8 protein-coding genes are annotated in these 13,748 nt (G+C 68.8%); 4 read left to right on the plus strand and 4 right to left on the minus strand.

Annotated features, from left to right (window positions below):
- The first annotated feature begins 447 nt into the window (after positions 1 to 447).
- From ACFYX0_RS43530 to ACFYX0_RS43545, 4 genes are all read left to right on the plus strand, one after another.
- The gene (locus ACFYX0_RS43530) at positions 448 to 1,674 is read left to right on the plus strand and encodes an AAA family ATPase (RefSeq protein ID WP_388980272.1); all 1,227 of its coding nucleotides are present in this window, start codon (positions 448 to 450) and stop codon (positions 1,672 to 1,674) included.
- Between the two features lie 166 nt (positions 1,675 to 1,840).
- Positions 1,841 to 3,454, plus strand: a complete 1,614-nt coding sequence (locus ACFYX0_RS43535; RefSeq protein ID WP_388980290.1) for a Mu transposase C-terminal domain-containing protein — start codon at positions 1,841 to 1,843, stop codon at positions 3,452 to 3,454.
- Positions 3,451 to 4,194: an ATP-binding protein gene (locus ACFYX0_RS43540; protein ID WP_343239708.1), complete on the plus strand. Its 744-nt coding sequence runs from the start codon at positions 3,451 to 3,453 to the stop codon at positions 4,192 to 4,194. Before ACFYX0_RS43535 ends, ACFYX0_RS43540 begins: the two co-directional genes overlap by 4 nt.
- Positions 4,195 to 4,207: 13 nt before the next feature.
- The gene (locus tag ACFYX0_RS43545) at positions 4,208 to 5,317 is read left to right on the plus strand and encodes a hypothetical protein (protein ID WP_388980275.1); all 1,110 of its coding nucleotides are present in this window, start codon (positions 4,208 to 4,210) and stop codon (positions 5,315 to 5,317) included.
- Positions 5,318 to 5,348: 31 nt separating this feature from the next.
- On the opposite strand, the gene tpg is transcribed toward ACFYX0_RS43545, so the two are convergent.
- The 4 genes from tpg to ACFYX0_RS43565 form a co-directional block, all read right to left on the minus strand.
- Positions 5,349 to 6,098: a telomere-protecting terminal protein Tpg gene (gene tpg / locus ACFYX0_RS43550; RefSeq protein WP_388980278.1), complete on the minus strand. Its 750-nt coding sequence runs from the start codon at positions 6,096 to 6,098 to the stop codon at positions 5,349 to 5,351.
- A 128-nt stretch (positions 6,099 to 6,226) separates the two neighbouring features.
- Positions 6,227 to 9,205: an NACHT domain-containing protein gene (locus ACFYX0_RS43555; protein WP_388980281.1), complete on the minus strand. Its 2,979-nt coding sequence runs from the start codon at positions 9,203 to 9,205 to the stop codon at positions 6,227 to 6,229.
- Positions 9,206 to 9,338: 133 nt separating this feature from the next.
- Positions 9,339 to 12,011 (minus strand): Helicase associated domain protein, encoded by a 2,673-nt coding sequence (locus ACFYX0_RS43560; RefSeq protein ID WP_388980284.1) that lies wholly within the window; start codon positions 12,009 to 12,011, stop codon positions 9,339 to 9,341.
- Positions 12,008 to 13,300 carry a hypothetical protein gene (locus ACFYX0_RS43565; protein WP_388980287.1) on the minus strand — a complete coding sequence of 431 codons (1,293 nt, stop codon included), beginning with the start codon at positions 13,298 to 13,300 and terminating at the stop codon, positions 12,008 to 12,010. The genes ACFYX0_RS43560 and ACFYX0_RS43565 overlap by 4 nt, the downstream gene beginning before the upstream one ends.
- Between the last annotated feature and the right edge of the window lie 448 nt (positions 13,301 to 13,748).

The following is a 13,748-nucleotide window of genomic DNA, read 5'->3' on the forward strand; positions in this document are numbered from 1 at the left end:
GCGACACGCCGCCCACCGTCTCGAGAGAGTGAGTCCTCTGGATCGTCATCAGGTGTCCCTTCTGGTGAAGTTCCCACCCAATTCATGACACTCCCGATCTACCGCAGTGAGAAGGCCGGGTCTGAGCTGGAGTTCATTGCGATGTGCCGGTTTGGTGTCAGTGAGCGGGTGTCAGTGACGGCACGTCAGAACTGGGTGTTTTCGCTGGTCGGGCGTTGAGGAAGGGTGGGGTCACTGTCGTGGGGCGGTTTCTGTAGCGGTGCGGCTGTCATGGGGCGGTACACCCCACTGCGCTCCACTGTCTTGAGAACGGCACTTCTGATCGTTCCGGGGGCTGCGCGGCGGCACGGTGGTCGGTGTCGGTCTTGTCGCGGGCGGAAGGGGGCCGGGGTGGGGGAGGCGGGCGCGTGGGGTGAGGTCACGGCGGGGCTGAGGGTGTCCAGGCCGGTGCTGGTTGCGCGGCTGCTGGAGCTCGAGGCGGCTGGGGCGTTGACGACGGCGCATGTGCGTGCGGGCGCCCATGTCGGCGGGGTGAATGTGCGCACGGTGTGGCGCTGGCTGGATGCGGCGCGGACGGAGGGCCGTGTCGAGCGCAGGCCGCGGGCCCGGCTGGAGTTGTCCGACCAGGCGTGGGAGGTGCTGGCGCAGGCGGGCGGGAATGTGGCGGCGTTGCACCGGCATCTGAAGGCGGCCGGGGGAGAGGTGCCCTCGCTGGCGTCGTTGCACCGGGTGGTGCGCCGGGACCTTCAGGCCGGCAGGGTCCTGCCGGACCGCGCGGTGGTGCGGCGGGAGCGGGATGAGCAGCAAACGCGGCAGGCAATGGCTGACCTCGCCCTGGCCGGGCCGCAGGGGGGAGGCGCGGCGAAAGTGGCTGCGCGCCGGCTGCCGCGTCTCGTACCAGAGGCGACCGGGAGCTTGCTGGTGGGGGAGAACGGTGCGCTGGCGGGTGTGGCGTTGCCGGCGGGCGCGCAGCTGGTGCGGACGTCGTCGGTGCGGGCGGTGGCCGAGGCGGTCGGGCAGGCGATGGCGACCCAGGGCGCGGTGTGTGTGTTCGGCGACCCGGGCCGGGGCAAGACCGCGGCCGTGCGGATGGCGCTTGGCGAAGTGCCCCCGGGCTGGAAGGTGACGTGGGTGCCGGTACCGGTGCGCCCGTCGGTGGCCAGCATGAGGCGTGCGGTGTTCGACGCTCTGGGGCTGGCGGGCCGCTTCCCGCACACGTCGGCGCTGGCCGACGCCGCGGTCGCGGGTGCCTTGAGTGAGGCGCGGGTGTTGGTGGTCGATGAGGCGCAGCGCCTGCCCGTGCCGTGCCTGGAGTACCTGCAGAGCCTGTGGGACCACCCCGGCACGCGGATCACGCTGGTGCTCGTTGGGGCGGGCAGTGAGCGGGCGCTGTCCCGGCTGCCGCAGCTGGCATCGCGTATCGGCGCGTGGCAGGAGGTTCCACGCTTGACCGGAGCGGAAGTGGCGACCGTGGTGACCGGTTTCCATCCGCTGTGGCGCACCGTACCGGCCCCGGACCTGACGTGGATCGATCGGTCGTGCGCGCACGGCACGTTCCGCACGTGGGCCGCTTTGACTGCGCACCTGCAGAATGCGCTGCTCACCACCGCTGATGCATCCATCGACCGGGCCTTGCTGAGGCGGCTGTTTAAGCGGGTCGCGCCGCCACTGTGAACGGAGCGCTCCTGCAAGCAACGGGAGGGCGATCGCATGCTCCCGGCCACCGGCAAGCACACGACGTCCCACCCGCGTGAGGGGAGCTGACATGAAGGACGGCGACGCCATCCGCCCAGACGGCGGACTGCCTGCGGCGTCGAGGACGGCGCTGCGCGGTCCGGCCGTGCGGCGGCTGCTCGCACTGCGGGCAGCCAAGAAGCTGACAGCAGTCCATGTACGGGTGGCCGCGGACGCGCTAGGAGTGTCGGAGCGCACGGTGTGGCGCTGGCTGGCCACCGCTCAGAGCGATGAGAGAGCGGTCGCCAACCCCGGCGCACGCTCCCGGGTCGATGCAAGGTTCACGGTCACGCCCGAGGTCCGTGGACTGTTGGCGCTGTGGAAGGGGAACGTGCGGGCGGTCCACCGCGAACTGGTCCTGCGTGCTGCCAGGCAGTCTCCGCCTGCCAACGCACCGTCGCTGACGACGCTGCACCGGGCGATCCGCCGTGATCTGACGCTGGGGGAGCGGGCCGGACTTGCGGGAGGGGAGCGGGCGGCGCGCAAGCACGACGTATTCCTGGCCCGGCCGCGGGGCTGGCGCAACCAGGTGTGGGAGACCGACCACATGCAGGCGCCGGTGCTGGTCGACGTCGAGGGCAAGGCCCGCAGGCCGTGGATCACCTGGTTCACCGACTGCTCGACGAACGCGATCACCGGCGTCGCGGTCACGCCGGGGGATCCGTCGCGGGAGTCGGTGCTGGCCGCGCTGCGCTCCGCGGTCCTGCGCGAGGACCCCTACGGCCCGTTCGGCGGCGTGCCCGAGAAGGTACGGGTGGACCGTGGCAAGGACTTCCTGTCCAGGACGGTGACCGCAGCGTTCGATCTCCTCGACGTGATGGTGGAGGACCTGCCCGCCTACACCCCTCACCTCAAGGGCACCGTGGAGGGCCTGAACCGGGCGGTGGAGAGCATGTTCCTGGCCGCGCTGCCCGGCTACGTGCGCCAGCCGCGCCCTGGCAAACGGGCGTCCCGTCCGAAGGACGAAGTGCTGCTGGGCTTCGAGGACTTCACCACCCAGCTTCTGGCCTGGACGCTCTGGTGGAACACCGAGCACCGTCCCGCGCCGTTGCGGGGCAGGACTCCGCTTGAGGCGTGGCAGGACGATCCCACCCCGCTGCGGGACGCGCCGGCCGCGGATCTGTGGACGTTCACCCTGGAGGACGCCGGCACCCGCACGCTGACCACGCGTGGTGTCCGCTTCAGGAAACGTGACTACGTGGGGCCGTGGATGACCGGGCAGGCCGGGATCCAGGTCCGCGTCCGCTTCATGCCCCACCACGACCACCGCATCGAGATCTACCACGCCGCCACCGGCCGCTACCTGGGCCCCGCGGACCTGGCCGATAAGGCCACCGACGAACAGATCAGCGCCGTACGAAGGGCGCGGGCCGCCCGTGCACGCCGTCTGAAGAAGGACCTGGAGGCCTCGCAGCGCGAGCGCTACGCCGCCGTGAACCAGCCCGAGGCACTTCAGCGGCTCGGCGCGCTGACCACCGCGCAGGCCGAGGCCGAACTCGCCCAGACCGCCGACGCCGACCTCGCACAGCTCGCGATGCCGGACCTCATCCCGCCCGCCGCGCCCCCGGCCGACTGGCGCACCCCTGCTTCCCTGGCCGCGCTGACCACGCCAGGTCCGCCCATCCTGCACCCGTCCGGCCGTGGTGGCGCTTCCGTCCCGGACGGCCGCGACGGGAGGGCTACACCTCTCACTACCGATGAAGACGGAGACGCCTCGTGACCGCGGCCACCTACCAGTACGTCGACCTGCCCGATGCGTCTGTGGTCACCACCCGCGCCCTGCTCACCGCCCGGGAGAACATCGCCGACACGGTCGCCGCGCGGGCCATGATGTGCATCCACGGCGGGGCCGGCTTCGGCAAGACCCTCGCCGTCAACACCTGCCTGCGCGGACTCGAACCGCACGAGGACGTCCGCAAGATCACCTTCCGTGCCCGGCCCACCGCCCGCGCGGTGCGCTACGAGTTGTTCACCGCGCTCGACTTGGCCGGTGAACCGCCGCGCCACCCCAGTGAATTCGACCGTCTACTGAAGACCGCTCTGGCTGAACGCCCTCGTACCTTCCTGGTGGATGAGGCCCAGTGGCTCAACGGGGAGGCGTTCGAATATTTCCGCTATCTGTGGGACGAACCGGCCACCCAGCTGGCGATCATCTTCGTCGGCGGGGAGGGCTGCCACACCGTGCTGCGCCGCGAGCCGATGCTGTCCTCCCGGATCTTCATCTGGCAGCACTTCACCCGCCTCACCCCCAGCGAAGTCCTCGAAGCCATCCCCCTGTTCCACCCCATCTGGGCCGACGCCGACCCCGACGACATCACCTTCGCCGACAGCCACGCCGCACACGGCAACTTCCGCGCCTGGGCCCAGCTGACCGCCCACACCCGCACCGCCCTGGCCCGCACCGGCCGCCCACGCGTCGACCAAGAGCTGCTGCGCTGGGCCTTCAGCCGCCTCGCCTGACCACCACGCCGCCATGCCGCTCGCCGCGCCACCGCCCGTCACCGTGGTCATCGACCGCCATGACGACGTGATTCACACGCACACCGCCCTGGCCGCCCACCATCCGCCGTCCGGCCGGATCACTTTGCACCCCGGCCCGGGCACCACCAGCGAAACCGGCCTCGCCCACGACCTTCTCGCCGCCCTGGAAAAGCCGCCCCTGCTTCCAGGCCGTTTCCCTGGTGGCCGTCAGCCCGCATGGGAAGCCGCCACGGCCTGGATCACTGCTCTTCCCGTCACCCGGCTGATCGTCCTGCGCGCCCACCGCCTCACCGCCCGCCGCGCGATGCGCCTCCTGCAACTGCGCACGCTCACCGGTATCCACCTGATCTTGGTCTGCCACCGCCCCCACCTGCCCACCGTCCTGCACCAAGCCCTGCAAGCGGCCGACCACATCATCACTACCGACTTTCAGACCGCCCGCCGCCACTACTACGGCGCGACCGCCCCCGTGCCCCTGCCTGCAGACCAACCGGCCCGGCCAAGCAGCCGATGGCTCACCCTGCCTGCACTCGACCGCCTCGTCTCCTACGACAGTCCCAGCCCCTGTGCCGCCCCGTGCACGCCGCCGCCGATCGTCTGGCGGCACCGCCCACAGCCCACACCTCTCACCCCGTACGCTGCCCAGCAAGTCGCTCATCGGCTTCATGGGGTGACCGCGCACCCTCGCCTGGCCGCGACCGTTGCCGCTGCACTGATCACCGGTGCGTCCCTCCAGCAACTTGCTACCGCACGCCCTCGCGACTACGACGACGCTGCGGCCACACTCGCCCTGCACGACCGCGCCCGCTACACCGACGGCTGCGCCGCCTACCCCGTACCGCCCTGGGCGGGTGTCTTCCTGCGGGCCGCGGCCTGCTTCGCCCGGCTCGTATCCGGCGAGGACCACGAATTGTTCGCCACGCCAGGAGGCCGTGCCCTCCTGCTGCGCGTGGCCGAGACGGCCAGGCTGCGCCCGTCCCAGCCGCCTGTGGCCCGCCGCCAAGGCCCGGCCGGCCGTGTTGAGTGGGATTGGCGCGAGCGGCAGGAGGCCAACAGGTACGAAGCGATGCTGGCCGTACGCGCCAGGCTTTCGCGGCGCTGAAGGCCCCCTGACGCGTCCGATCAGGGCACGCTCATCCGATTGAGAAGTCAGCGAACTCGAGGTCGCTGAAGGCGATGTGCAGGCCGTGGGCGCGGCGGCCCCCATCGCGGAAGTAGGCATGCCCCAGCGCGCGGGCGAGGATCACCATCTGCTGCTGCTCGCCCGCGCCGGCGTCCCGGGCGACGAACAACTCCCGGGCTACCTCTCCCGGCAGGTACTGGGTGATCCACCGCACCCGCGGGTCGTCCGAGGAGCCGGCCGCAGCAGCGAACCCGAATCGCGCCCTGGTGTGGAAGACGAAGCCCTCCGCTTCGGCCTGGGCGCGTCGGCGGGCTCGTATTCGGGGCTGCCACCGAGCCAGGACTGCTTCCTCGATCGCCCGGAGATGCAGCGGGCCCGGCGGGCGACGCGCTCCGGGCTTCTTTGTCACCCACCTCTGCACGGTGCGCTGTGACACCCCAAGGACTGCGGCCACCTTCTGGGTGGAATACCGATGCGTTGCCAGCAGAAACCGCAGGCGAGCCTCGGTGCTCAAGGGAACGGGCCGGGTGCGCAGCGCCTGCCCTAGCCCCTGCTCGATATGCCCCACGTCCGCCTCCCCATGCGGCCAGTCGACAGGCCGGCATCCTGCAGCCCGTGACTTCAGTCCTCCCACACCGCTCGCCCCTGCCCGCCAGTTCCAGCGTCTTCGGGACAGCACCGGCTGACGTCGGCTACGGGAGCCGGGATGGGGTGTCCCGACCCCCGGGCCGGCCTGCTGCGTCTTGCTCGGACTCCGCACCAGATGCGGGGCTGCCCGAGCGGAGAAAGGGCCTCGAAGACTGCACGCCTAGCTTCAGGACCACGGCGACCGGGGCCGTTGAAGTACCGGGTTGATGGCGCGCTGTCCCTACTGCCTTGAAAGGCGGATCAGTCGGCGTAGTAGTTGTCTGTGGTGTGGTCCTCGGCGATGGCGAGCAGGAGTGTGGGTCCGACAGGTTGCCGGTTCTGGCTGGGTTTGAAGGTGGCACCGAGCATGGCTTCGATAGTCCAGTGCGTGGATGGCAAAGCGCTGAGGGCGAGGTCGAGTGAGGCTGCGACATCCTCGTTGTGAAGGGCCTGCACAAGAGGTTCCGCCGGTCCGCTGTGTAGGACGACAGGAATGGCGGTTCCAGGCGGAGGGCCGGAGAGACAGAAGCGAGAGTCCGACAGCGTCGCGAGGCCGCTTCGCAGGACTTGTAGATCCTTGTCGCTGAGGCCGACAGGTTCCACGAGTTCCTCGAGGTAGGCAGGCAACGAGACGGTCTTCGGGTCTGGACCGTAGAAGAGAGTGACGTGACCCAGCACACGGAAATGGGCTTCCGTACCATCGGCGCCCTCAAGGGGAATGCTGCGTGTTGACATACCCTGCCAGGCGCCTATCGCCTGCACCTCAGTCTCAGGAATCGCCAGCGCGCGGTAGGCATTGAGCATGCTGGTGAGCCGTGCGTCGTGAGAGGGAACCTCCATGGCCATCTCTTCCAGCACAAGGGCGGAAGCGGCTCGGCGTGCGGCTCCGGCTGACGCAGCGGAGCTAATGCGGTCGTAGACGAGCCGACGGTAGGTGTCTGTGCTGGCGATGCGCAGGAGTGTTGTGGCGAGGCGCGGTACGTCAACGACCGGTGGGCGGTCCAGGACGCTGAGCAGCCGTTCGATGAGACCTCGTTCGAAGCGGGGCCGTTTAGCGGCGAGGTTGTCATCGAGGATATCCGCGGCGAGTGCTGGCGCGGCGGGGTAGCGGGCGTTCAGCCGGTGGGGATCGGAGTCGAGTTGTTTGAGTAGGTCGAGGATTCTCTTTTCGAAGCGTTCGGAACGTAGGAGGAGCTCGCCAGCGGCGAGCAGCCAGGTGTTGCGCCAGTGGGGGTGGTGGGCGATCAGTCGTAGCCGGGACATCACGACAGCGTCATCGCCTTCGGCGATGGCGCGCGCGGCCATCAGCTCTTGGAGGGTGCGGATGTCGAAGCCGACTCCGTTGTCCCGGGGACCAAGTAGGACGAGCCGGTGGGTGGCGGCTTCGACTAGGGCTCCGGCATGGGTTTCAGCGTCGGCGGGTGTGAATCCGCGGTCCAACAGGCGCTGCAGGGCAATGTCGTGGAGACCATGAGGGCTGATCGTTGCTTCGGCTCCGTCCGCGGTTTCGGAGGCGGCTTGGAGGATGAGCCCGACGTGCTCGTGGAGACGGTCGATTTGGGTGCGGTGCTGGGAAAGGAACCGTGCGATGGGGATGTCTTTGGCGACTTCCCGATCGAGCATCGTCCGGTAGTACATGTCGAACAGCGTGAACCTGTCAGGGGGCAGCGTAGGGAATTTCTCCACGATGAACGACATGATCGTCACCTGTAGCGGTGTCTCCATCAGGCGGATCGTCACCGGGTCGCGAGCAGCGTCTCGCATGCGTGCGGCCACCTTGATCCGCATCTCGTCATCGTCGGTGAAGCGCTTGTCGGTGATCTGCTGCGCGAAGGCTGCTGCCTCACCGGCAGGGAGTCGCTGCAACTGCAGGTGTTCGAAGCGGTCTGCGGGGAAGCGTTCGTCGTAGCCGGTGGGGCGGGTGGTGACCACGATGAGGAGATCGGCGTCGAGGTCCTCGGCACTGGTGAGCAGGTCGTCGATCTTGCTGTAGATGAGACGGCGAGCGTCAACCGAGGGAACTTCATCAAGGCCATCGAGGATCAGAGCCCACGGCCATGCTCGGAGCCACCCACGGAGCGCGCTGGGAGAGATATCCCGGTCGGTGCGTTCGGACAGCCGTGTGGAGATCCATCGCAGCAGGGAAACCTCGGCGCCGCTGGCCAGCTCCTCGGCATACTTGGCGAGGTCGATACGTGTCGGCCAGCGACGGTTGCTGGGGACTGACAGTCCGAGTCGGGCGAGAGCCGAGCGCGTGCCGTCGATGACTTCCTGGACTGAAGGCCCCGGACTGGCGCCCGTGAGTAGTGCCACCCGGTAGGCCTGCGCGATGAGTTGGCTGAGGGTGGACTTGCCCTGTCCCGGGCCGCCGACGAGCACAACGTTGGATCGCTTGATGCGGTCTGGTTGGCGCTGACGCAACACCATGTCGCCAAGCTCCAGCACACGCTGAACGGCTCGGACGGTCAGGTCGCCGTCGGGACTGCCGAGAGTTGCGGGCAGGTCAATCGCGATGTCGTCGAGCCAGAGCTTCGCCTCACCCGGACCGCCTGACTGACTCAGCCGGATCCAGCGGTCGTCCTTGATCGCATGAAGGAGCTGCTCGCGCAACGGGTCCTGCGCATCGAAGGCTCCCAGGCTGACCCAGTCGGGGGCCAGTTTCGCCAGAACGTCACCGGCCGTCAGAAGGGCGGGAAAGGCGTAGCGAACTTCCTGGTTGGCATCCAGCATCGAGCGGATCTGGTCCCCATGCCAGATCGCAAAGTCCTTGACCCGCAGGCCGCTACGGGTGGTTTCCAACTCAGTCAGCCGTTTCCTCACGGCCTGGTTCACTTTGTCAATCCCGCCAACCTTGGCAACAGCGGACAGGTCGACGTTGGTGACAAAGATCAAATAATCGGGAAGACGAGAGCGGGTGCTCGCTTGCGCAGCTCTGATCCAACCGTCGATCTCGTTCTTGATCTGCGCCTGCAACCACAGAGCGTTGTCGTGTGGCGTCTGCCCGGGTTTCACATGGAATTTGGCCTGCAGGACGGTGTACCCCGACCAGCAGTCCAAGCGGTCCGCGCCCCCGGCCGCTGTGCTGGACCAGTTGATCGTGCCTTCGAACGTTGCCTCACGGCCACCGTCGCGTCCGTCACCGAAAACCTGCACCCCCGGTCCGATGTCCCGACGAGCCAGAGCAACTACGAGCTGCTCAAAGGCGCGAGTTCCAAGGCGTGTCAGGTCATAGTCGGGCACGTGGTTCACTCTGCCAGAATCGAGGATTGCTCGTGGGTTGAGGGAGGAGCCTCGGTCCCCGGCTGAGGAGACGCGGGCCCCAACCCCTGACAGGACATGGCCAGGACCGCATTCCGATGGCCAGCAGACGTGCTCACGCCCACTGCATGCCCAGTTCCCGCAGTGCGGCGCGTTGCTCCCCAGTGAGCTTGTCGCGCCTCGCGCGGGTGTTCGATACCCACACGCCCAGCTTGACGACCACGGGCTCCGTCTCGCCGTCGACCGTGATCTGTTCGCTGTGGCCGCGTGGTACGGGCCGGTGGGCGCCTTCCCGTTCCACCCACTGTGCCAGGGCCGCAAGGCCGCGCTGGAATGCCTGCTGCGCCTTGTTCGGGCCCTTCGTCGCACCCTTGGTTGCCGGGGCCGGAGACGGTGCCTGAGCGGGCGTGATGCCCAGCCGGGACAGCCGCTCCTGTTGCTCGGTCGACAGCTGCGCCCAGGTGCCCGGCTGCTTCTGCCGCTGGAGCCACCGTCCGATGTCGTCGCCGTCCATGAGCACGCCGGGTGCGATGTCGGGCAGGTGGCCGTCGGCGTCGACGAGGTCGGCGAGGACGCGGTAGTGGCGTTGCCAGTCCAGCGGCCACGGGCAGTCCCAGTCCGGGTCGATCGCGGTGAGCTGCGCCGCACGCTGCTCCACCCGCTTCGGGTCCTTGCCCAGGCCATTCTTCGCGCCCTTCCGCCGGAGGTTGGCCATGTGCTGCCCGACCGGCACCATCGCCTCGCCCTCGCCCCACACGGCGTCCTGACGCGGGGCGAGGTGCCCCGTGGCCCGCCGGTAGGAGCGCAGCGCGGCGAGCTTGGTCTCCCAGGCTTCCTCGCCCGGCTCCCAGACCATCCCGGCCTCGGGGGCGTCCAGCAGTTCCTTGCGGTGGGGATCGAGTTCGCCGGCGCGCAGCGCCTTGCGCTGCTGGTGCACCCACCGCCCGAGGGGGAAGTCCTTGGTGACGCCGACCTCGACCTCAACGTCGTAGGGCACGGCGTAGAGGCCGGTGATCTTGTTCTCCTCCCGCCAGCGGAGCAGGGCTTGGTAGCCCTCCAGCCACACCAGGGACTCCGGCCGGTACACCCTCGTGCGCAGGAACGCCGCGATGGTGGCTGTGTCCCGGGGGGAGGAGAAGTGCAGCAGCGCCGACTCGACCGCACCATCGGTGTCGTCGTGCTCCTGGTCCTCGCCCACCTCGCCGCCGGCCCCGACGATCCGCCCGTCTTCGTCACGCCGGAGGTGCACCTTGCGCTGCCCGTGGGTGAGGGCGCGTGAGGCGAGTTGCTCGACCAGGCGCTCATCATGGGAGCGCAGGCCCTGGAGCACGGCTACAAGGGGGCGGAAGCTGGCGGAGGCGACCATGTCGGTCGGGTCCTCGCCGGGCTGGAGGAAGACGGGCACGATGATGCGGGCGACCTTGGTAGTGCCGTCGCGGTTGGGCCGGAGGGCCCGGCCGATGTTCTGCACGATCTCGACCTGGGAGCCGCGGGTGTCGGCGAAGCAGATCGCCTCCACGCCCCGCTCGCCGGTGATGTCCACGCCTTCCCCGAGCACGCGCACGGACGCCAGGAACGCGCGGTGGACCCGTCGGCCCGAGGCGTCGATGCCGTTGGCGAACTGGCGCAGCACTTCGCGCCGTTCGGATACGAGGTGGTCGCCGCACAGCCACGCCGACCACACGCGGTCCGGGGGTACGTGGCGGCCGGCCTCGAGCTCGTAGAACTCGGCGTCGATCGATGACTTCGGGAGCCGGCCCGCGGCCGCCAGGTCGTCGTCCGAGGCGTCGTTGACGTACAGCTCGGCTGCCGTCTCCGGCATCTTCTCCGCGAACGCCATGGCCTCCTCCACCTTCTGGTGGAAGGTCATGACCGTACGCAGGTTGTACGCGGCGGCGTGCTCCAGGAGCGCGGTTTGCAGGAGCGCGAGGCGCCGGCCGCGCTGCGCCTCCTCGGACTCACCTGTGACGGGTGAGGGGTCGCGGATCTCCAGGACGTCGATCTCGAACGGGGCGAGGATCTCCCGCTCGATCGCCTCGCTCAGCCCGAGTTCGGCCAGCCACGCGCCGTACGTCCCGTACGGGTCGTCGGCCATGCTTGCGATCTCCAGCTCCTGGCCATCCGCGCGCTCCTGGGGCCGGGGTGCCGCGAGGATGCGTGGGGTCGCGGTCAGATACAGCCGGAAGTCGGCGGGGATGCGGGTGTTGTCGTGGATCGCCGCCCACGGCCTGCCAAGATCACCGGCGGTTCCATGGGCTTCGTCCACGATGGCGAGCGAGAAACCGTCCATCCGCTGTCCGTACAGGCGCTCTCCGCCCGTCAGGGCTGCCTCCAGCGGCCCGCGAGTGCGTCCCTGGCCCATCGGGTCCTCGTAGTCCTCGCGGTCCACGAGAGAGGCGTACGTGGCGAACACGATGACCGGCCCGTGCCCGGCCCACAGGGCGAGCTGGATTGGGTTCGTTGTGGTGCGTACCCCCAGCTCGTTCAGCACCGGGTCGTTCTCCAGAGAGCAGACCGCGACCATGGGGGAGCGGTGCCCTACCGCCCGCCACGCCTGGGCGGTCTGCACGAGCAGGTCCAAGGTCGGTACGGTCACGAGGATCCGGCCGTCCGGGAAGCACTCCAGCGCGCTCGCGGCGGCCATGATCGTTTTGCCAGAGCCGGTCGCTGACACGATCGTGCCACGGGCACCCTGAGGGGGCACAGATGACCTTGCAGGGAATCCGGCCCACCTACGAAAGGCCGACTTCTGGTCGATCTGGTGTTTCTTGAGCGGAATTTTGCTCATCGACCATCCTTTTCACCCGTGTCGTACAGCCAGCTGTCGTGAAGCCTTTCCAGCGCGGTTTCCTCCTGGCCGTGCTTTGCCCAGATCCCTTCGAGCCAGAGCGGGGTCGTCTCGATCCTCTCGCACAGTGCAAAGCAGCCGGGCAGGTCGATCAGCACGAGCTCGCCCGCGAACATGCCGCCGGGCCCGTAGCGGCGCCACAGCCGCTCCAGCCGCGCCCGGTGTTCGTGCAGGTACGTGTCCAGCGTCTGCGGGTAGGTCTCCGGCTCCGCCAGGTGCACGGTCCGCAGGGCGATGTCCACGAGCTCCAGGGACGACTCCTGGTCCCACTGCTTGGAACTGGTGCCGGTCACGGCGGCATAGTGCTGCTCGCACACGGCGAGGACGCGCTCGATGAGCTCCGCCGGCGCCTCACTCTCCTCATTCTCCTCGCCACGAAGGGAAGGCCGGCCGACATCCGTGTGCAGATCGGGCAGGGCGCGCAGTTCGCCAGTGCGGGCGCTTGCCTCCACCAGGTCCAGGCCGTGGTCGGCGAGGTGAGCCAGGAGCAGGCGGGACAGCACCTCCCCGTCCCTGGCGTACAGCTGAGCGTGCTCCTCTCCGCTGTCGGGGGAGACGATGGCGCGAGTGAAGACGGTATCGAAGAAGAACTCGGACAGGGCGCCGACCAGCTCCGTGCGCGCAGACGCTGGCTGGTCGTCCAGCGCGGCAACAGCGGCGTCCATGACTGCAGTGAGGAACCGCCCGCGGACGCCCTGCAGTTGACGTGCCTCACTCTGCGGGCTTTCCTCGACGGCCTCCACGACGCGGTACAAGCCCTGGTCTCCGTACAGGCCACCCGGCTTCTCTTTAGCCCGGCGCACCTTTGCCACAGCCTCCTCAACGGACCGCGCGTAGGTGTAGTTCGTCACCACCGAAGCTCCGGGGTGCGCCGGGTCGGTCCGCTGCGCCACGATCCGATAGCGGATCAGCCCGGACTCAGACTCCACCGCCCCACCGCTCGCACCCTCCTGACGGTCCCGCAGCGCCTGGCGCCAGCGGTCCGCCTGCGCGTCGTTCTCGGGGGAATAGGCGTCCCACGCCGTGCCGCCCATCAAGTTCCAGATGCGCCTCAGTTCGTTCCGCCGAACAGCAGCCAGCCGCTCCTCCGCACTGAGCGGCCTTGGCTGATCCTCGCGGCTTTCTAGGCCATCCGAATCCACCAGCCGCTCGTGGATCTGCTCCGCCGTTAATCCAGTAACCTCACGCTGGATTTCCTCCCGCGCATTGAGGCGCATTTCGACGCTCAACGAATTCAAGTCTCCTCCTCCTTCATGACCCAGGCCCATGCGATTGGGGGGTGTCCCATGTTTCCGCCAACGGTACATGCTGCATCAATCTGATGCAGCCACTATCCTGGAACCCGACACGAACGAGTGACCGCCCCCTCTTGCAGTCAGCCAGGCCCGCGGCAGCGGGCCCAACGGTTCTGGAGGCGCAGCCGGAAGGACCGTCAGGCGAGGGAGCGCAGCGGACTCGCCCAACCAGGCTGGAGCGAAGCGGAGGCCTGACAGCGGGGCGAAGCCCCGCCAGTCCGGGAGCGAAGCGGACGGACTGTCAACCTCGGTGCGCAGCACCGAGGTTGTGCGGGTGGCGCAGCCACCCGCCAGCGCTCCCGCGGAGCGGGAGCGCAACACCCGTGCGCAGCACGGGTGTTCGCTTGCACATCGCGCAGCGATGTGGTACCCGCTCCGCGGG

Source organism: Streptomyces sp. NPDC002573 (assembly GCF_042889625.1).
Taxonomy (GTDB): domain Bacteria; phylum Actinomycetota; class Actinomycetes; order Streptomycetales; family Streptomycetaceae; genus Streptomyces; species Streptomyces gibsoniae.

Bases quoted from the DNA above. Each gene is read 5' to 3' on its own strand.
- ACFYX0_RS43545 (WP_388980275.1), top strand. From the start codon at position 4,208: ATGCCGCTCGCCGCGCCACCGCCCGTCACCGTGGTCATCGACCGCCAT.
- ACFYX0_RS43560 (WP_388980284.1), bottom strand. From the start codon at position 12,011: ATGAGCAAAATTCCGCTCAAGAAACACCAGATCGACCAGAAGTCGGCC.